The sequence below is a fragment of the Nonomuraea gerenzanensis genome (assembly GCF_020215645.1).
Lineage (GTDB): Bacteria > Actinomycetota > Actinomycetes > Streptosporangiales > Streptosporangiaceae > Nonomuraea > Nonomuraea gerenzanensis.
Genome location: NZ_CP084058.1, coordinates 3,428,245 through 3,446,755 on the forward strand (window position 1 = coordinate 3,428,245; position 18,511 = coordinate 3,446,755).

At 72.5% G+C, this 18,511-nt stretch carries 16 protein-coding genes; 9 read left to right on the top strand and 7 right to left on the bottom strand.

Annotated features, from left to right (window positions below; all coding sequences use genetic code 11):
• Positions 1–28 precede the first annotated feature (28 nt).
• On the bottom strand, positions 29–322 hold the full coding sequence (locus LCN96_RS16310) for an EF-hand domain-containing protein (protein ID WP_225275991.1): 294 nt from the start codon (positions 320–322) through the stop codon (positions 29–31).
• On the bottom strand, positions 297–2,465 hold the full coding sequence (locus tag LCN96_RS16315; RefSeq protein WP_225273476.1) for a xanthine dehydrogenase family protein molybdopterin-binding subunit: 2,169 nt from the start codon (positions 2,463–2,465) through the stop codon (positions 297–299). The genes LCN96_RS16310 and LCN96_RS16315 overlap by 26 nt, the downstream gene beginning before the upstream one ends.
• Before the next feature lie 95 nt (positions 2,466–2,560).
• Here LCN96_RS16315 and LCN96_RS16320 point away from each other — a divergent pair, with 95 nt between their 5' ends.
• Positions 2,561–4,054, top strand: a complete 1,494-nt coding sequence (locus LCN96_RS16320; RefSeq protein WP_225273477.1) for a helix-turn-helix domain-containing protein — start codon at positions 2,561–2,563, stop codon at positions 4,052–4,054.
• Positions 4,055–4,069: 15 nt separating this feature from the next.
• Here LCN96_RS16320 and LCN96_RS16325 read toward each other — a convergent pair whose 3' ends face one another.
• A complete protein-coding gene (locus LCN96_RS16325; RefSeq protein ID WP_225273478.1) occupies positions 4,070–6,910 on the bottom strand; it encodes an AfsR/SARP family transcriptional regulator in 2,841 nt (946 codons plus the stop codon).
• A 464-nt stretch (positions 6,911–7,374) separates the two neighbouring features.
• Here LCN96_RS16325 and LCN96_RS16330 point away from each other — a divergent pair, with 464 nt between their 5' ends.
• From LCN96_RS16330 to LCN96_RS16345, 4 genes are all read left to right on the top strand, one after another.
• Positions 7,375–8,658 carry a helix-turn-helix domain-containing protein gene (locus tag LCN96_RS16330; RefSeq protein WP_225273479.1) on the top strand — a complete coding sequence of 428 codons (1,284 nt, stop codon included), beginning with the start codon at positions 7,375–7,377 and terminating at the stop codon, positions 8,656–8,658.
• A 59-nt stretch (positions 8,659–8,717) separates the two neighbouring features.
• Entirely contained in the window at positions 8,718–9,368 is a 651-nt protein-coding gene (locus LCN96_RS16335; protein WP_225273480.1) for a copper resistance CopC family protein, read from the top strand.
• Positions 9,365–11,341 carry a cytochrome c oxidase assembly protein gene (locus LCN96_RS16340; RefSeq protein ID WP_225273481.1) on the top strand — a complete coding sequence of 659 codons (1,977 nt, stop codon included), beginning with the start codon at positions 9,365–9,367 and terminating at the stop codon, positions 11,339–11,341. Before LCN96_RS16335 ends, LCN96_RS16340 begins: the two co-directional genes overlap by 4 nt.
• 209 nt (positions 11,342–11,550) lie before the next feature.
• Complete coding sequence (locus LCN96_RS16345; RefSeq protein WP_225273482.1) at positions 11,551–11,940, top strand: sensor histidine kinase; 390 nt, start codon at positions 11,551–11,553, stop codon at positions 11,938–11,940.
• 11 nt (positions 11,941–11,951) lie between these two features.
• On the opposite strand, the gene map is transcribed toward LCN96_RS16345, so the two are convergent.
• Positions 11,952–12,800 (bottom strand): type I methionyl aminopeptidase, encoded by an 849-nt coding sequence (map, locus tag LCN96_RS16350; protein ID WP_225273483.1) that lies wholly within the window; start codon positions 12,798–12,800, stop codon positions 11,952–11,954.
• 5 nt (positions 12,801–12,805) lie between these two features.
• Here map and LCN96_RS16355 point away from each other — a divergent pair, with 5 nt between their 5' ends.
• Both LCN96_RS16355 and LCN96_RS16360 read left to right on the top strand, forming a co-directional pair.
• On the top strand, positions 12,806–13,009 hold the full coding sequence (locus LCN96_RS16355; protein WP_397351903.1) for a hypothetical protein: 204 nt from the start codon (positions 12,806–12,808) through the stop codon (positions 13,007–13,009).
• A gap of 27 nt (positions 13,010–13,036) precedes the next feature.
• The gene (locus LCN96_RS16360) at positions 13,037–14,029 is read left to right on the top strand and encodes a LysR family transcriptional regulator (RefSeq protein ID WP_225273485.1); all 993 of its coding nucleotides are present in this window, start codon (positions 13,037–13,039) and stop codon (positions 14,027–14,029) included.
• Here the strand turns inward: LCN96_RS16360 and LCN96_RS16365 are convergent.
• Positions 14,004–14,582, bottom strand: coding sequence for a hypothetical protein (locus LCN96_RS16365; protein WP_225273486.1), 579 nt, complete (start codon positions 14,580–14,582; stop codon positions 14,004–14,006). The genes LCN96_RS16360 and LCN96_RS16365 overlap by 26 nt on opposite strands.
• 172 nt (positions 14,583–14,754) lie before the next feature.
• Between LCN96_RS16365 and LCN96_RS16370 the strand changes: the two genes are divergently transcribed.
• Positions 14,755–15,900, top strand: a complete 1,146-nt coding sequence (locus LCN96_RS16370) for a lipase family protein (RefSeq protein WP_225273487.1) — start codon at positions 14,755–14,757, stop codon at positions 15,898–15,900.
• A 58-nt stretch (positions 15,901–15,958) separates the two neighbouring features.
• The gene (npdG, locus tag LCN96_RS16375) at positions 15,959–16,612 is read left to right on the top strand and encodes an NADPH-dependent F420 reductase (RefSeq protein ID WP_225273488.1); all 654 of its coding nucleotides are present in this window, start codon (positions 15,959–15,961) and stop codon (positions 16,610–16,612) included.
• A gap of 74 nt (positions 16,613–16,686) precedes the next feature.
• Here npdG and LCN96_RS16380 read toward each other — a convergent pair whose 3' ends face one another.
• A complete protein-coding gene (locus LCN96_RS16380) occupies positions 16,687–17,292 on the bottom strand; it encodes a response regulator transcription factor (protein ID WP_225273489.1) in 606 nt (201 codons plus the stop codon).
• The gene (locus tag LCN96_RS16385; RefSeq protein WP_225273490.1) at positions 17,289–18,497 is read right to left on the bottom strand and encodes a sensor histidine kinase; all 1,209 of its coding nucleotides are present in this window, start codon (positions 18,495–18,497) and stop codon (positions 17,289–17,291) included. Before LCN96_RS16385 ends, LCN96_RS16380 begins: the two co-directional genes overlap by 4 nt.
• Positions 18,498–18,511 lie beyond the last annotated feature (14 nt).

An 18,511-nucleotide genomic window follows, 5' to 3' on the forward strand; every position in this document is an offset into this window, starting at 1 on the left:
CGGGTTGCCTACCCCGCAGGGGGTGAGATCACGCCTTCTCGTGGCGGCCGTGGCCCACCAGGGCGACGAACTCCTCCAGCTTGACCATGCCGTCGCCGTCGCTGTCGGCCGAGGCGATGAACGCCTCGATCTCGCTCTCGGCCGCGCCCTGCCCGCCGAGCGCCTGGTTGGCCTGCCTGATCTCGTCGGCGGTCAGCAGGCCGTCGCCGTCGGTGTCGAAGCGGTTGAACTCCGCTTCCGCCGCCTCGCGTGCGGTTGCCATCGCGGTGCCCCCTTGTCTAGCCCTTGTCGGACGTCTAGCCCTTGTCGAACAAGGCGATATCTTCCGGCCTGATCGGAACGCGAGTCAACCGAAGTCCCGTGGCCGCTCTGACGGCGGCGGCGATGGCGGGGGTGGAGGAGAGCGTCGGGGGCTCGCCGGCGCCGCGCAGCCCGTACGGAGCCGCCGGGTCCGGATTTTCCAGGATTTTCAGCGTCATGGGTGGCATGTCGAGAATGGTGGGGATGAGGTAGTCGGTGAACGACGGGTTCAGCACCTGGCCGTCGCGGACCTGGATCTCCTCCATCAGCGCCAGCCCGAGCCCCTGCGCCGAGCCGCCGTGGATCTGGCCCTCCAGCGCCTGCGGGTTCAGCATCCGGCCCACGTCCTGCACCGCCGCCAGCTCCACCACCTTCACCAGGCCCAGCTCCACGTCCACGTCCACGACCGCGCGGTGCACGCACAACGCGAGCTGCGTGTGCGAGTCGCCCTGGCCGGTGAGCGGGTCCAGCGGGTACGTCGGCCGGTGCCGGTACTCGCGCGTCTCCTCGATCGGCCCGAACCGCGCCAGCGCCTCCCCGGGCGGCAGCCCCTCGAACCGCTTGCGCACCGCCTCGCAGGCCGCCTTGACCGCCCCGCCCGTCACGTACGACTGCCGCGAGGCCGACGACGAGCCCGCGGACCCGACCGAGGTGTCGGCGGTGGCCACGGTGACGTTCCGGATGCCCAGCTCGGTGCGGGCGATCTGCGCCTGCACGGTCACCAGGCCCTGCCCCACCTCGGCGGCGGCCGTGTGCACGGTGACGTGCGGCTCGCCGCCGATCAGCTCGGCCCGCACCCGGGCGGTGGAGTAGTCGTCGAAGCCCTCGGAGAAGCAGATGTTCTTGATGCCCACGCCGTAGCCGACGCCCCGGCGCACGGACTCGCCGTGGGTGGTCTGGGACACGCCGCCGGGCAGCCCCCGCAGGTCGCCGTCCCCGGTGCCGCGGGGCAGCGGCATGGCCTCCAGGTCACGCAGCATCTCCGCCAGCGGGGCCGGCGAGTCGATCACCTGGCCGGTGATCAGGTGGGAGCCCTGGGAGACGGCGTTGCGCACCCGGATCTCGACCGGCGACAGCCCGCACGCCTCGGCCAGCCGGTCCATCTGCGACTCGTAGGCGTAACACGCCTGCACGGCGCCGAAGCCGCGCATCGCGCCGCACGGCGGGTTGTTGGTGTAGACGCCGGTGGCGTCCACGCGCACGTTCGGCACCTCGTACGGGCCCACGCCCAGCGACGCCGCGTTGCCCACCACGGCGGGGGAGGAGGAGCAGTACGCGCCGCCGTCGAGCAGGATGTCGGCCTTGACGTAGACGAGCCTGCCGTCGCGGGTGGCGCCGTGCTCGTACCGCATCAGGGCCGGATGGCGGTGCACGTGGCCGAAGAACGACTCCTCCCGGCCGTACACGATCTTGACGGGGCGGTTCAGCCGCAGGGCCAGCATGCAGGCGTGCACCTGCATCGACAGGTCCTCGCGGGCGCCGAACGCGCCGCCGACGCCCGACAGCGTCAACCGCACCTTGTCGGGCGGCAGGCCCAGGCAGGGGGCGAGCTGGTCGCGATCCACGTGCAGCCACTGGGTGGCGATGTAGAGGTCCACGCCGCCGTCCTCGGCGGGCACGGCCAGGCCGGACTCCGGGCCGAGGAAGGCCTGGTCCTGCATGCCGACCTCGTACTCGCCGGTCACGACCACGTCGGCCTCGAACGTGTCGCCGCGGCGTACCGGCTGGTGGCGGACGAAGTGCTGGGACTGCCTGGGGTCGGTGATGGCGGGGCGGGGCTCGTACTCGACGACGACGGCCGCCGCCGCCCTGCGTGCCGTCTCCGGGTGGTCGGCCGCCACCAGCGCCACCGGCTCGCCCTGGTAACGCACCTGGTCGATGGCCAGCACCGGCTGGTCCTTGTGCTCCAGGCCGTAGAACTTCTCACCCGGCACGTCCTCGTGCGTCAGCACGGCCCGCACGCCAGGGATGCGCAGCGCCGGGCCCACGTCGATCGAGCGCAGCCACGCCGACGGGTGCGGGCTGCGCAGCGTCGCGCCCCACACCATGCCGTCCAGCCACAGGTCGGAGGCGTAGGCGAACTCGCCGGTCACCTTCAGCGTGGCGTCGGGCCGCCGCGCGCTCTCCCCGACACCGTGCAGGAGCGCATCAGAGGTCTGCGTCATCCTCCGAGTAGAGCACCGGGCCTCGGGGCCGTCCTATCCGCGCGATGTCAAATTGCGGTCATCGCTTGCAACATACGACTTGTACATTCCTACAGGTGCGCATCTCCGACCTGCTGACCATCGACGATCTGCGCCTGCGGCTGCTCACCGGCGACCCGGCCCGCGAGTTCAGCACCGTGCACATCACCGACCTGCCCGAGCCCGGCCGCTACCTCAGCGGCGGCGAGCTGGTGCTGACCGGGCTGATGTGGTGGCACGAGCCGCCGGACTCCGCCCGGTTCGTGGCCGCGCTGGCCGAGGCCGGCGTCGCCGCGCTCGGCGCCGGGCAGGCGTGGCTCGGGCACGTGCCGGACGACCTGGTGGCCGCCTGCGCGGACGCCGGGCTGCCGCTGGTGGAGGTGCCCGTCGAGGTCTCCTTCCGCACGCTGGCCGAGACGGTGGTGCCCCGGCTGGCCGGTGACGTGCGCGACGCGCTCGGCCGCCACCGCAGGCTCGTCGCGGCCATCGCCGAGGGCGCCGACCTGCGCGAGCTGTTCGAGCTGACCGCCGCCGAGCTGGGCGTCACCGGGGCGGTGGTGTCCGCCTCCGGCGAGGTGCTCGTCGGCGCGGCCGGCGACCCGGTGGGCCTGGCCAAGGCCTACCTCACGGCTCCGCGCCTGCCGGTCAAGGTCGGCGACCACACGATCTTCGCTGTCGGGCGCGGCCACCGGGCCGCCGGCTGGGCGCTGGCCTGCGACGGCGACCTGATGGACCGCGCCGACCTGGGCTACGAGCTGGCCGCCTGCGTGGGCCTCGAACGCAGCCGGATGGAGGAGGGCCGCCGGGTCGAGCGCCGGCTCATCGAGCAGCTCATCGTGGCGGCGCTGGGCGGGGCCGACGTGGCGGAGCTCAACGCCGGGCTGCGGACGTGCGGGGTGGCCGCGGCGGAGCCGTACGCGATCGTGAACGTCACCGCGCCCCGGCCGGGCGCCACCCGCGGGCCCGACCCCGCCACCCTCGGCGGCCAGGTCGTCGAGGAACTGCTCGGCCGCGAGGTCGTGGCGGCGGCGGGCGCGGACGGCGCGATCGCCGTGGTCCCGCTGCGCGAGCGCACCACCGCCGAGCTGGCCGACCGGCTGCGCGCCGGCGCCGGCGTGCTGGCCGCGCTGCCCGACACCCGCCTGTGCGCGGGGCTCAGCGGCGCGCTGACGGGCGCCGCCGCCGTCAAGGGCGGCGTGGAGGAGGCCGGGCACGCCAGGCGGCTGGCCGAGGCCCGCGGCGGCGGGGTGGTGACCAGCGACGAGATCTACACGCACGCGCTGCTGCTGGCCACGGTGCCGGGTGACATCCGCCGCTCGTTCGCCGCCCGGCTGCTGTCGCCGCTGCTCGACTACGACCGCAGGCACCAGTCGGAGCTGGTGCGCACGCTCGGGATCTTCCTCGACTGCGCCGGGTCGTGGAACGCCTGCGCCGAGCAGCTCCATGTGCATGTGAACACCGTGAGGTACCGGGTGCGCAGGATCGAGGAGCTGACGGGCAGAGACCTGTCGACGATGGCCGATCGGGTGGACTTCTTCCTGGCGCTCAGGGACACGGCGCCGCCCCGCTGATCGGGTGGGGCCCGCTCACGCGCGGATCGACGACTGTGACCGCGCGGCTACGTCGCGCTCCTTGATCGCCCGTTCGAGCCAGTAGTCGCTGCCCGCCTGCTCGGCGACCACGATCGCCTCGGAGCCACACCGGACGGCCTCGGCGGTCCTGCCGAGGAGGCGGTGGGCGCGTGCCAGATAGACCAGGCAGCCCATCTCCGTCGTCTTGGCGACGACCCGCGCCGTCTGGAGGACCTCGGTGAGCACGGTGACCGCCGTCTCCAGCTCGCCGAGCTCGATCAGGGCTCTGCCGCGCGACACCGCGAACTCCGCCTGCCCGTGCACGTCACCGGCGCGGGCGGCCATCGCCGCCCCCTCCTCCAGCAGGACCGCGGCGTCCTCGAACCGCTCGAGGTGGATGTGGGCGCGCGCCGCCACCAGCAGGGCGTAGCGTTCCCCGACCTCCGAGCCCGCCTCGCGGGCGATGGCGCGCTGGGCCAGCGCGTGCCCCAGGGCGTCGGAGAACCGCTCCCACTTCAGCAGCGTGGAGGCCAGGTTGCCGTGCGCCCGCTGCTCGTTGAAGCGATCGCCGAGCTGCCTGGCCAGGCGCAGGTGCCACTCGTGGTGATCGAGGGCGAGGGGGTCGCCCTTGAAGTACAGGCCCGTCGCCAGGTGGGCGTGCGCCTCCATCCTGATGACCGGATCCTGGAGGCGCTCGCCCGTCGCGAGCAACCGCTCGCCCAGCGAGATGAGCCCGTGCACGCGGAAGGCCCGCTGCTGGTACCACCACAGGGCGAGACCGATCGCCGCGCCCGCGCGCGCGATGTCGTCGTCCGGATCCGCCATCGCCTGGAGGGCTGCGGCGAGCAGCGTGGCCTCCTCCCGCCCGAGCCATTCGCGGGCCTCCTCCGCGCCGTCGAAACGGCGGCCCCGCGCATCGAGCTCCGGGTACAGGCAGTGCACCCGATGCGGGTCGCTGGTCGTCGCCGCGGCGCGCGCGGACTCGGCGTAGTAGCCGATCGCCCGCTTGAGCGGCGGGATGCGCTCGGCGGCGGGAATCAGGTCGCCGGCGAAGAGCCGGACGAGATCGTGTGAATGGTAGCGCCCCGGCTCGCCGGCCTCGAGAAGATGGGCGTCACACAGGCGGTCGAGCGCGCGTTCGACGTCGGAGGCGGGCAAACCCGACAGCGCCGCGGCCGCCTCCACGGTGACGTCGGGCAGGTGGAGGAGCCCGAGCAGGGCCAGCAGGCGCGCGGCCGCGCCGTCGGCCTCGCGGGTGCTGGTGTTCAGCGCGCCCCAGCTCGCCTCCAGGCTCGAACGTACGGCGAGCTCGCCCGCCTCCAGCTCGCTCAGCCGGCGCCGTTCGTCGGAGAGCCGGGCCGTCAGCGCGCCCACCGTCCAGTCGGGGCGATCGGCCAGCCGCGCGCCGGCGATGCGCAGCGCCAGGGGGAAGCCGTCGCACAGCCGGGCCAGCCGCGCCGTCTGGTCGAGGTCGGCGGAGACCCGATCGGCACCGACGAGCTTGGACAGCATGGCGGTGGCCTCGGCGTCCGAGAGAGGGGCCAGGCTGAGCTGGGCGCAGTCGTCACCGGCCATCAGGGACTCCCTGCTCGTCACCAGGACCGCCGTGCCCAGGGGCGCGGAGACGAACGGCCTGACCTGGCCGAGGTCGGCGGCGTTGTCGAGGAGCACCAGCAGCCGCCTGCCCTGGAGCTTGCTCCGCCACAGGGCGGCGGCCTCGTCCTCGTCCGAGGGGACGGCGTCGTCCGGCGTGCCGATGCCGCGCAGCAGCCGGCTGAAGATCTCGTGTGAGGACAGGCGAGGGACGTTCGGGGTGCCGCCGCGCAGATTGACGTACAGCTGCCCGTCGGAGAACCGCTCCCGCACCGCGTGGGCGACCCGGACGGCCAGCGCCGACTTGCCGACGCCAGGCGGGCCGCAGATCCCGACGAACGGATGCGGCGGCGCGTCACCCCAGGGGTCGAGGAGGGCCTTCAGGCTGACCGTCTCCCGGGCGCGCCCGACGAAGGCGATCAGGTCGCGAGGTAACTGCCGGGGGATGACGGGGTCGGGGACCGCCGGCCCGCCGGAGCCGGACAGGACGACGCGGTGCGCCAGCCGCAGGCCCTCGCCGGGATCGACGCCCAGCTCGTTCGCCAGGACGCGCCTGGCCTCGTCGAAGGCCATCAACGCCTCGGCCTGCCGCCCGCATCCGTGCAGCGCCAGGACGAGCAACTCGCGCGGACGCTCGCGGAGAGGATGGCCGCGGATCAGGTCGTGCAGCTCGGCGAGCCCCTCCTCAGGGCGGCCGAGGCGCACCAGAGCCTCGGTACGGGCCTCGACGGCGGTCAGCCGCAGCTCCTCCAGCCGGGCGCACTCACCGTCCGCGAAGGGGCCGGGCACGCCGCTCAGCGGACGGCCCCGCCAGAGCTTCAGCGCCTCGTCGAGGTCATGTAACGCCTGCTCGACGTCGTCGGCCTTCTTGGCCTGCCCCGCGGCGTCCACCCGCTCGGCGAAGGCGTGCGCGTCGATCCGCCGCGGATCGAGGTCCAGCCGGTAACCGCCCGCCGTGCGGGCCACGATGCCGGGCGGGTCACGCCGCTTACGGTGGGGCTCGAGAGCCCGCCGTAAGCCCGCGATGTAGGTGTAGACGCTCTGCGCGGCGCTGGGTGGAGGACTGTCGCCCCAGAGGCCCTCGATCAGCTGGGCCAGGGTGACCACGCGGCCGGAACGCGTCGCGAGCATCGCCAGGAGTGCCTGCTGGAGCGGCGGTCCGACGTCGGCTTCCCCGCCGCCGACCACACAGACGACCGGGCCGAGGAGGCCGATGGACAGACCGGGCGCCAGCGGCCCCTTCTGATCGAGACTCGGATACACGTAGGGAGCTTAGTCCCGTTCGGTGAGGCCGGAAGGGCCCGTGTGCCGCGTGTAGAAGATATGTAGATGCGGCCGGTAGCTTGTCAACCGACCATAACTGGTGTGTATTGGGTCACGTGGGCCCTTCCTGATGAATGACTCAGGCAAGGACGAGCGGGCAGCGGGTTGCGGGACCGCGGCGCCTCTCTACTTGCCGAGCCATCGTGCTCCGGTCACGGAGTGCGGTCCGCGTCCGGACGTGCCTTGCCTTGGAGGACGTTGGCCACCGGTCAGCAGCAACCGGCGTCTCCGGTCATGCTCGAGAGGGAAGACGTCGTGGCACTCGCGGCCGTAACATTACCTCCAAGGGCTATCGCGGTGCCGACCGCGACAGCCAGGATCGACAGGGCAATGCGCATGCGCATGGGGGTTCTCCCTCGCCTATGTGGGTTGCTCGGATTTCATCTTCTCAGGGAGCGGCAGCTGTGACCACATCTGACCTCGTCGGTCTCCGTATCAAGACGGTTCGGCGGCAACGCGGCTTGTCGCAGGCGCAGCTGGCGCATCCCGAGCTGTCCGACAGCTACGTCTCGCTGATCGAGAGCGGTAAGCGCACTCCTACCCCTGCGGTCCTGGAGCTCCTGGCCAACAAGCTTGACTGCTCGCTGTCCTATCTGATCAACGGTGTCACCGCCGAGCAGATGGAGGATATCGAGCTGGCTCTCGGCTACGCGCGGCTGGCACTCGAGAACGGTGAGGTCGCCGAGGCCCGCACCCGCTTCGCGGAGCTCCTGGGAAACAGTAACTTGGCAGGTTTGACAGGGCTTCGTCAAGAAGCCGAGTTCGGGCTGGCCCTCGCCACGGAGGCGGCCGGCGATCTCGACCAGGCCATCTCGATCATGCTGAAGCTTCGCGAGGAGGAGCTCTCCCCCGAGCGCGCCATCGAGGTGGCCGTGGCGCTGTGCCGCGCCTACCGCGAGAGCGAGCGGCTGAGCGAGGCCGTCGAGGTCGGCGAGCAGCTGCTGAGCGGCAACGTCCGCCAGCCCTGGAACGATCTGCTGGTCGAGCTGGCCGCCACCCTGCTCATGGCCTACAACGAGCGCGGCGACATGCTGCGCGCCAGGCAGTTCGCGGCCGAGCTGCTCAACGCGGCCGACGCGCTGGGCACCCCCCGCTCCATCGTGGCGGCCAACTGGAACGCCTCCCTCGTCGCCCGCGCCACCGGCCACCGCGAGGAGGCGGTGGCCTTCATCGAGCGGGCCCTGGCCGTGCAGCTGGAGCACGGCCAGCCGCGCAACACCGCCCGGCTGCGGCTGCAGGCCGCCCGGACACGGCTGCGCACCGGCGCGCAGGACCCGAGAAGCGCGCGCGACGTGCTGCGCGCGGCGATCACGGAGTTCGAGCAGACCTCGACCAGCACCGTCGACCAGTCCATCCTCTACCTGGAGCTGGCCTGCGCCGAATACATGAGCGACGACCTCGACAGCGCGGCCGAGCACGCCGCCTCCAGCAGGAGCCTGCTGCCCGAGTTCGGCCACTCGATGGGTGCCGAGGCCAACCTGCTGCTCGCTCGCATCTACGGCGCCGTCGGCCGCATGGAGGAAGGCCGCGCGCACGCCGCCGCCGTCGAGAGCTGGCTGTCGCCGCTGCCCGACTCCCGCCGCTCGGCCGCCCACTGGTACGCCACGGCCGAGACCATGGAGCAGCTCGGCGACGCCGACGGAGCGGTCGACGCCTACCAGCGGGCGCTGGCCTGCGCGGGATTGTAGGCCCGGTTCGCAGCGCGACGTCCGGACCGGGCAGGGGCGTCGGTAGCCTTGGGGGTGCCATGAAGAGATCCCCGTTCGCGGCCCTCACCGCGATTCTCGCCGCCGCTCTGCTCACGTCCGGGCTCGCCGCCGGGCTCGTGCTCGGCCTCGCCGGGCCCGCGCTCGCGCACGACACGCTGAAGAGCAGCTCCCCGGCCAAGAACGCCGAGGTCACGTCCCTCGACGAGGTCAAGCTCGAGTTCAGCGCCAAGGTGCGCATGCCGTTCGTCATCGTGCGCGGCGACGGCGACGCCCAGCACCAGAGCGGCAAGCCCGAGGTCGACGGCGCCGTGGTGACACAGGCTGTCAAGGGGCCGCTGCCCGACGGGAAGTACACGATCGCCTACCGCGTCGTGTCCTCCGACGGGCACCCCATCGAAGGGGAGATCCCGTTCCGGGTGAAGGGCGCCGAGCCGCCGTCCCCCAGCCCGTCCCCCTCCCCGTCCGCATCCGCGTCCCCCTCTGCGGCTGCGTCCGCGTCCGCGGCTCAGGAGCCCGCGGCCACCGTCGCGTCGAGCGCGCCTGCGGCCTCGCCCACCGGCGTCGCCGCCACCGAGCAGGCGGCGGCCGAGCAGGGCGGGACGTTCCCCGTCTGGCTGATCATCGTCATCGGGGCGCTCGTCGGCATCGGCATCGGGTTCCTGCTCAGCGCGAGGAAGAAGCAGCCATGAGCCGGGCGGCGCGCCTCGCGCTCGTGACCGCGGCGGCCGCGATCGCCGCCCTGGTCATCGGCATGATCGCCGGGGGCAGGGCGTTTCCCCGGATCATCCCGGGGCTGCCCGACGCCGGCGCGGTCGTGCGCTGGGGGCTGCCGCTGTCCAAGCTGCTCATGGACGCCTCCGGCGTGATCACCGTGGGCCTGCTGCTGATGGCCGCCGCGCTGCTGCCCAACGACAAGGGCGTGCTCGGCAAGAGCGCCCTGGAGTACGTCAAGGCCAGCTCCTGGGCCGCCCTGGTGTGGGCGGGCGCCGCGTTCCTGTCGATCGTGTTCGGCGTGGCCGACTCCATGGGCAGGAGCGTGCCGCAGATCCTCGACCGCGCGTTCCTGACCAGCTACGCCACCCAGACCACGCAGGGCGTCGCGCTGACGCTGGTCGTGCTGTTCGGGGTGGCCATCGCGCTGTTCTCGCGCGGCGCCATCACCGCGGGCGCGGCGGCGGGGCTGCTGGTGTTCGCGATGGTGACGCTGCTGCCCGCGCCGCTGACCGGGCACACCTCCTCCTCGCCCAACCACGACCTGGCCACCTCCTCGGTGTCGCTGCACCTGCTCTCGCTCGCTCTGTGGACGGGCGGCCTGGGCGTGCTGGCCCTGCACGCGCTGCGCAAGCAGCCGCAGCTCGACGTGGCCGCGGCGCGGTTCTCCCGGATGGCGCTGTGGTGCTACGCCGGGGTGGGCCTGTCCGGGGTCTTCGCGCTGGTGGCGCGGCTGGGCGCGGTCTCCGACCTGTGGACCTCCGAGTACGGCCTGCTCGCCGTGGCCAAGCTCGTGGCGTTCGTGCTGCTCGGCTACATCGGCTACTGGCACCGCCAGCGCACGCTCGCCGACCTGGAGGCCCGCAAGCCGCGGGCGTTCACCCGGCTGGCCGCCGGCGAGACGGTGCTCATGTTCGCCACCATCGGCATCGCTGTGGCGCTGTCGCGCACGCCGCCGCCCGAGTACACGATCCCCGCCGACCGGGCGTTCGAGCTGCTCGGCTTCCCCCTGCCGCCGCCGATCACCATCGGCAACGTCTTCTCGCTGTGGTGGCTCGACCTGTTCTTCGCCGTGGTGGCGGCCGTGCTGGCCGGGCTCTACGGGGCCGGAGTGCTGCGCCTGCGCCGGCGCGGCGACAAGTGGCCGTGGGGCCGCACCGCCTCCTGGTTCGTCGGCGTCGCGCTGCTCGTCCTCTGCACGCAGAGCGGCCTGGCCCGGTACGCGCAGGTCATGTTCGACGTACACATGATCGAGCACATGACGCTGTCGATGGTGGTGCCGATCTTCCTCGTCCTGGGCGGGCCGGTCACCCTGGCCCTGCGCGCGCTCAAGCCCGCCGCCCGGAGGGGCGACAGGGGGCCGCGCGAGTGGATCACCACGATCCTGCACAGCCGGTTCACCAAGGTCGTCACGCATCCCGTGGTCGCCACCGCGATCTTCGTGGCCTCGACGTACGCGCTGTACTTCACGCCGCTGTTCGAGTCGGCGATGAAGGAGCACCTCGGCCACATCTGGATGACCCTGCACTTCCTGATCAGCGGGTGCCTGTTCTTCTGGGTGATCATCGGCGTCGACCCGGGGCCCAACCGGCTCCCGTACGTCGGGCGGCTGCTGATGCTCTTCGTCACCATGCCGTTCCACGCCTTCTTCGGCATCGCGCTGATGATGATGGGCGGCGTGATCGCCTCCGGCTGGTACGAGCAGCTCGGCCGCACCTGGGGCGACACGCTGTTGCAGACGCAACGCGACGGCGGCGCCATCGCGTGGGGCTTCGGTGAGATCCCCACGCTCATCGTCCTGCTGGCCATCGCCGTGCAGTGGTACAAGGACGACAACAGGCAGGCCCGGCGCGCCGACCGCAAGGCCGAACGCGGCGGTGGCGGCGACCCCGAACTTGACTCCTACAACGCCTATCTCGCCCGTCTCAACCGCGCCGACAAGGGCGAGTAGCGGATCGGTCATGCCCTTCTACCTTCCGATTACACGTCCCTGGACCGGCAGGTAGCCTTTCTTCGAGGGGAGACGGGCATAACCCCATCAGCTAGCGTGCGTATGCCTTGAGGGGGGACGCGCACCGCACGGATGGGGGCGCCGGAGTGGGGACCGGTGCTTGGCCCGGGTGCCAAGGAAGGCGAGAACCATTGTCGGAAGAGACACGGATGCGCGGGGGGCAGAGCCTGGCCGAGGCGCTCGAAAGTTATCTGGCCGAATGGTCGGAGCGCACGGGAATCACGGTCGAGACGTGGGCGCTGCCCGCCACCGACGTGCCGTCCCGGGTGTCGAGCGGCGTCATGACCACCATGCGTGAAGCCCTGTCCAACGTCGAGCTGCACAGCAGGGCCCGGACCGTGTCCATCGCCGTGACGGTCGGCAAGAGCGGCCTGCGGATGACCGTCAGCGACAACGGCCAGGGGTTTCCCAGCGTGCGGGCCGGGCGCGGGATCGCCAGGATGCGGGCGGCCCTCGCCGAGGTGGGCGGCACTCTGTCGGTCAACAGCGTGCAGGGTGAGGGCACCACGGTGACGGGGGTGGTGCCGAGGCGGCGGTGAGCGGGCCGGGGTCAGGGCAGGGTGAGGATCTCGCTGCCCGTCTCGGTGACGACGATCGTGTGCTCGAACTGGGCCGTGCGCTTGCGGTCCTTCGTCACGGCCGTCCAGCCGTCGGCCCAGATCTCGTACTCGATCGTGCCGAGCGTCAGCATCGGCTCGATCGTGAACGTCATCCCCGGCACCAGCTCCACCCGCAGCGACGGATCGTCGTAGTGCGGCACCATGAGCCCGGAGTGGAAGCTCGTGCCGATCCCGTGGCCGGTGAAGTCGCGCACCACGCCGTAGCCGAAGCGCTTGGCGTAGGCCTCGATGACGCGGCCCACCACGTTGAGCTGGCGGCCGGGCGCGACCGCCCTGATGGCGCGCATCGTCGCCTCGCGGGTGCGCTCCACCAGCAGCCGCGACTCCTCGTCGACCTCGCCGACCAGGAACGTCGCGTCGGTGTCGCCGTGCACGCCGCCGATGAAGGCGGTGATGTCGACGTTGACGATGTCGCCGTCGCGCAGCACGGTGTCGTCGGGGATGCCGTGGCAGATGACCTCGTTGATCGAGGTGCACAGCGACTTCGGATAGCCCTTGTAGCCGAGCGTGCTGGGGTAGGCGTCGTGGTCGAGGAGGAACTCGTGGCCGATCCTGTCGAGCTCGTCGGTGGTGACGCCCGGCCGGACGTGCTTGCCGACCTCTTCGAGAGCCTGGCCGGCGATCCTGCCCGCCACCCGCATCCGCTCGATGATCTCAGGGGTCTTCACGTCGGACTCGCCGGTCCTGGGGCGCTTCTTGCCGACGTACTCCGGCCGCTCGATGTGGGCGGGGACCTTTCGCATGGGCGAAACTCGCCCGGGCTGGAGCAGTGTCGTCATGAAACATGAGTCTACGGGGCAGAATTGACCTCGTGAGCGAAGGCCAGTGGTGGTTCTGTCTCAAGCACATGCGGGTCGAGCCCGACCAGGGCTGCCCCAACAAGGACCGGATGGGTCCGTACGCGTCCGAGGAGGAGGCGGCGGGGGCGCTGCAACGCGCCGCCGACCGCAACAAGTCATGGGACGAGGCGGACCAGGACGACGACTGATCGAGGACCAGAAGTAGGCTGAGCCGGGTGGAGATCGATCCTCGGCGGTTACGCGTCCTGTACGAGGTCGCCCGCCGGGGCGGCGTCCTGCGGGCCGCCGAGGCGCTGCACCTGACCTCCTCCGCCGTCTCCCAGCAGCTCGCCCAGCTCGAACGCGAGGTCGGGCTGCCGCTCATCGACCGCTCCCAGCGCAGCGTCTCGCTCACCCCGGCGGGGCGGGTGCTGGCCGGGTACGCCGAGCGGGTGGAGGAGGAGCTGGCCGAGGCCAGGCGGGAGCTCACCCGGTTCACCGAGCGGCTGGCGGGGCCGGTGCGCATCGCCGCCTTCGCCACCGTGATCAAGCACATCCTGGTGCCCGCGCTGGCGGAGCTGGCCGTGCGCCATCCCCGGATCACCCCGGTCATCCATGAGATCTACGGCCAGCCGGCGCTGCAGGAGCTGCGGCTCGGCTCGGTGGACGTGCTGATCACCGAGCAGGACATGGGGCTGCCCGCCCTGTCGCAGCCGTCGCTGACCACGCGGCTGCTGTACGTGGACGAGTACCGCATCGTGGTGCCGCCCGGCTGGGAAGAGCCGCCGGCCACGGTGACCGACCTCATGCGCTGCCCGTGGGTGGCCAGCGTGCCGTCCCACGCGACCGGGCAGGCGCTGGACCGGCTGGCGGGGCTGCACGGGTTCGAGCCGCGCAAGGTGCACTTCGTGACGGAGTTCGACTCGGCGCTGGCGCTGGTGGCCGACGGGCACGGAGTGGCGATCGTGCCCGGCCTGGCGCTGCTGGACGTGCCCGAGGGCGAGGTGCGGGTGAGCGACATCCGCGAGGTGGGCGCGCGCAGGGTGGACGTCGTCACGCGGGTCGGGCGGACCCGCTCGGGGGAGCCCGATCCGGTGCAGGCCGTGGTGATCGAGGCGATCGAGGAGGCCACGGCCGCGCTGGAGGGGTCGCTGCGCGGGCGGCTCCAGCGGCGGGAGGAGCCGTCCGGCGCTCCTTCCGACGTCAGTCGGCGACCTGCGGGCCGCTGACCTTCTCCAGGAGGCGGGCCAGGCGGTCGCGCAGCCGCGGGCGCTGCTCCAGCTCGCCCGCCGCCGCGCTGACCAGGTGCTGCGCCCCGTCGAACGTCACCAGCCCGTCGCGCGGCACCGCGATCGCGTCGTGCGCCAGCCCGGCCAGCTCCCGGTCGCCGCCCTCGATCGCCAGGATGGTGGCCCCGGTACGCCGCGCGTCGTCCACGCGTTCGAGCAGCGGGACGGGAGCCTGCTGCTCCGACAGCACGAACAGCGTCTCCCCGCGGGCCGCCCGCTCCAGCCGGTCGAGGCCGACGCTCAGGTGGGCGGGCGCGCCGGGGGGCGGGTCCCAGCGCACCAGGGTGGGCGCGAGCTGCGACAGGCCGGACAGGCGGGCCTCGTCGGCGAGGTGCGCGGTCAGGTGCCAGGGCTCCTCGTCGGGGGTGCCCACCAGCAGCAGGCCGCCCGGCGAACGCGTGGCGCGCAGGGCCAGGCCCAGCTCGCGGGCGCGTTCGAGCCAGCCCGTCTCGGCGAGGAGCTCGCGCAGGAAGGCGACCGATCCTGAGTCCATGCCCCCATGGTGCCCCACGCGGGATGAGCGGGGTGGTTGATTCGGGAGTGATGTCTTGACACGAGGCGTGTTTCTCCGTCATTTCGGGCCTTGACATGGAGTTACCCTCGGGTAACGATCGGCTCGCGGCGCCGCCGTCCCAAGTGGTGATCCTCACGGAGAGGGGCGGCACATGACCTTACGTGTGCGCGTCAGCATGTCCATGATCCTGTTATCGATCATGTCGCTTCTCGTCGCGGGCCCCGCTCGCGCCGCGGCACCGGGAGACGTCGTCTCCGCTCAGCCCACCACGGTCTACCTCCTGCCGGGCCAGCTGCTGGAGGTCCCGGTCAACGCCTGGCACCTGCGCTACAACTCCACGTCCGCAACCGGCGCCGTCAACACCGTCTCCGGCACGCTGCTCGTGCCCAAGGCCGGCTACCCGCTCGGCACCCGCCCGATCATCGGGTACGCGTTCGGCACCCACGGCCTCGGCGACCAGTGCGCGCCTTCCGCAGGCATGCAACGGGGCGGGGAGGCCGAGCTCGCGCTGGTCAGCCTGTTCCTGCTCAAGGGGTACGCGGTCGCGATGACCGACTACGAGGGCCTCGGCACGCCGGGGCAGCACACGTACATGGTGGGGATCTCGCAGGGGCACGCCGTGCTCGACGCGATCAGGGCGGCCAGCCGGGTGCCGGGAGCCGGGCTGTCGGCCGGCGCGCCCGTCGGCATCATGGGTTACTCCCAGGGCGGCGCCTCCGCCGCCTGGGCCGCCCAGCTCCAGCCGTCGTACGCGCCCGAGCTGCGGCTGCGCGGCGTGGCGGCCGGTGGGGTGCCCGCCGACCTGCGTGCCGTGGCCCAGCACCTGGACGGCAGCCCCGACTTCGGCCTGGCCGCCGCCGCCGGGATCGGGCTCGACGCCGCCTACCCCGAGCTGGACCTGGAGGCCGACCTCAACGACCGGGGCCGCGCGCTGCTCGCCGACGCCGCCGACGACTGCGTGGGCGACCTGAGCAAGCTGGCCGGGCTCCGCTTCTCCGACCTGAGCCCGATCGACCTGCTCAACCAGCCCAAGTGGCTGACCCGCCTGGCGGAGAACCGGCTCGGCGCCGTCGCGCCGCGGGTGCCGGTCTTCCTCTACCACGCGCGCGGCGACCAGATCATCCCGCTCGCCGTGGGCTCCACGCTGCGCACCGAGTACTGCAGGGCCGGGGCGCGGGTGCGCTGGCTCTCGCTGCCGGCCCCCGACCACGTCACCGGGGCCATCGAGGGCGGCCCGCCGGCCATCGAATGGCTGGCCCTGCGGATCCTCGGCCTGCCCGCCTCCAGCAACTGCTGAGGGACCCGCGACGGACCCACCCGGCCCTCGTGCCGGGTGGGCCTGGCATGATCTGGTTATGACAGACGTGAACGGACTTTCCATCGCCATCCTCGGCGGCACCGGCGACCAGGGCAAAGGGCTGGCGCGGCGGTTCGCGCTGGCCGGGCATCCGGTGCTGATCGGCTCGCGCAGCGCCCAGCGGGCCCAGGAGGCGGCCGACTCCATCGGGGCGGGCGCGACGGGCGACGAGAACGCGGCCGTGGCCGCGCGGGCCGACATCGTGATCGTGGCGGTGCCGTACGAGGGGCACAAGGCGCTGCTGGAGTCCCTCAAGGGCGAGCTGGCCGGCAAGATCGTGGTCGACTGCGTGAACCCGCTCGGGTTCGACAAGCAGGGCGCGTACGCGTTGCCGGTCGAGGAGGGCAGCGCCGCCCAGCAGGCCGCGGCCGTGCTGCCCGACAGCCGGGTGGTGGCCGCGTTCCACCACGTGTCGGCCGTGGTGCTGATGGATCCGGCGGTGGACAAGGTGGATCTCGACGTGCTCGTGCTGGGCGACGACCGGGAGGCCACGGACACCGTGCAGGCGCTGGCCGAGGTGATTCCCGGGGTGCGGGGGGTGTACGGGGGGCGGCTGCGTAACGCTCACCAGATCGAGGCGCTCACGGCGAACATCATCTCGGTCAACCGCCGCTACAAGGCGCACGCGGGGCTGCGCATCACCGACATCTGAGCGCCGTGCGCGTGCTGCTCGGGTGCGGGGGTGTCACATGAGGGCCGTGAGCGTGCCGCTCGGGTGCGGGGGTGTCAGAGCCAGCCGGCGTCCTCGGCGATGCGGATGGCGTCGATCTTGTTGCGGGCGCCCGTCTTCGTGATCGCCCCGGTGAGGTAGTTGCGGACGGTGCCGGGGGAGAGGTGGAGGCGGGCGGCGATCTCCTCGGCCGAGGCGCCTCTGGCCGCCTCCTTGAGCACGGTCGACTCCCTGGGCGTCAGCGGGCTCTCGCCGTACTCCATGGCCGAGGAGACCAGCTCGGCGTCCAGCACGCGCAGCCCGGCGGCGGTGCGCCTGATCGACTCCGCCAGCCGGTCGCCGGGCGCGTCCTTGACCAGGAACGCCTCGATGCCGGCGGCCAGCGCCCTGCGGACCTGGCCTGGCTGGCCCATCGCCGTGAGCACCAGGATGCGGCAGGACGGCAGGCGCTCGCCCAGCGTGGCGGCGGCGGTGATGCCGTCCAGGACCGGCAGGTCGATGTCCACGACCGCGACGTCGGGCCGGACCCGCAGCGCCGCCGGGACGATCTCGTCGCCACGGGTGACCTCCGCGACCACCTCGATGTCGGGCTCCAGGCGGAGCAGGGCGGTGAGGGCGGCGCGGATCATGTGCATGTCCTCGGCCAGCAGCACCCTGATCATGCCGCGACCTCGACGGCCAGGAGGAAGCCGCCCTCGCCGGTGGGGGCGGCGCTGCAGGAGCCGCCGGCCTGGGCGGCCCGCTCCGCCAGGCCCGTCAGGCCATTACCCGTGACGCCGGCCTCGAGCCCGCCGCCACGGCCGTGATCAAGGCCGCGCACGCCGCCACGGTCGTGATCAAGGTCGCGCACGCCGCCATGGCCGTGATCAAGGTCGCGCACGCCGTCACGGCCGCCATCGGGGGCGGGCGGTGCGCCGTCGTTGGCGATCTCCAGCCGCACCGCCCCGCCGTGCAGCGACGTGGTGATCGTGCAGGTGGTGGCCCTGCTGTGGCGCAGGACGTTCGTGACGCCCTCCCGTACGGCCCACGCCAGCGCCTCCTCCGACCGCCGGGGCAGCGGCACGTCCGCCAGATGCGCCTGCACCCCCACCCCCGACGACTCCAGCAACGCCACCGCCCGGTCCACCTCGCCCGCCAGCGACAACTCCCGATACCCCCTGGCGACCTGCCGCACGTCCTGGGCGGCGTCCCTGGCCACCTGCACCAGCTCGCCCACCTCGGTGCGCGCGGCGCCGGGGTCGCGGTCGATGAGCCGCCCCGCCAGGTCGCCCTTGAGGGCGATCGCGGTGAGGCTGCGGCCCAGGCCGTCGTGCAGGTCGCGGGAGATGCGCAGCCGTTCCCTGAGCACCGCGGCCTGCGCCAGCTCGGCCCTGGCCTGCTCCAGCTCGACCGTCACCCGGACGAACCGGACCAGCGCGTAGATCATGGCGCCCGTCGTCGCGATGGTGGCCACGTAGAAGAACGTGACGTGCGCCCCCGCCGGCCCCCACCACATCCGGGCGCCCTCGCTCAGCATCATCAGCCCGACCAGCGCACCGCCCCAGCCCAGCGGCAGCAGCACCAGCAGGGACCCGGCGAGCAGCGGCGCGGTCAGCGCCGACATGCCGCCGGGCAGCAGGAAGTCGGGCAGGTAGGTGGCGACCGCCTGCAGCACCAGCGTCGCGGGGAACAGCGGTGGACGCACGCCGCGCAGGCCGGCCCTGATGTTGACGTAGTGGGTGACGACCACGGCGGTCATGGACAGGACGGCCAGCACGCCGTAGTAGGCGCCCTGGAGGAAGTAGACGAGCGTGATCGCCGTGTACGCGCACGAGACGGCGGTGATGAGCCCGCTCGCCAGCCTGCGGGCACCGGAGGAGGAGGCCACGACGACGATTATCC

Bases quoted from the DNA above. Each gene is read 5' to 3' on its own strand.
- LCN96_RS16355 (WP_397351903.1), top strand. From the start codon at position 12,806: ATGAGTCTACGGGGCAGAATTGACCTCGTGAGCGAAGGCCAGTGGTGG.
- LCN96_RS16370 (WP_225273487.1), top strand. From the start codon at position 14,755: ATGACCTTACGTGTGCGCGTCAGCATGTCCATGATCCTGTTATCGATC.
- LCN96_RS16340 (WP_225273481.1), top strand. From the start codon at position 9,365: ATGAGCCGGGCGGCGCGCCTCGCGCTCGTGACCGCGGCGGCCGCGATC.
- npdG (WP_225273488.1), top strand. From the start codon at position 15,959: ATGACAGACGTGAACGGACTTTCCATCGCCATCCTCGGCGGCACCGGC.
- LCN96_RS16365 (WP_225273486.1), bottom strand. From the start codon at position 14,582: ATGGACTCAGGATCGGTCGCCTTCCTGCGCGAGCTCCTCGCCGAGACG.
- LCN96_RS16380 (WP_225273489.1), bottom strand. From the start codon at position 17,292: ATGATCAGGGTGCTGCTGGCCGAGGACATGCACATGATCCGCGCCGCC.
- map (WP_225273483.1), bottom strand. From the start codon at position 12,800: ATGACGACACTGCTCCAGCCCGGGCGAGTTTCGCCCATGCGAAAGGTC.
- LCN96_RS16345 (WP_225273482.1), top strand. From the start codon at position 11,551: ATGCGCGGGGGGCAGAGCCTGGCCGAGGCGCTCGAAAGTTATCTGGCC.
- LCN96_RS16335 (WP_225273480.1), top strand. From the start codon at position 8,718: ATGAAGAGATCCCCGTTCGCGGCCCTCACCGCGATTCTCGCCGCCGCT.
- LCN96_RS16315 (WP_225273476.1), bottom strand. From the start codon at position 2,465: ATGACGCAGACCTCTGATGCGCTCCTGCACGGTGTCGGGGAGAGCGCG.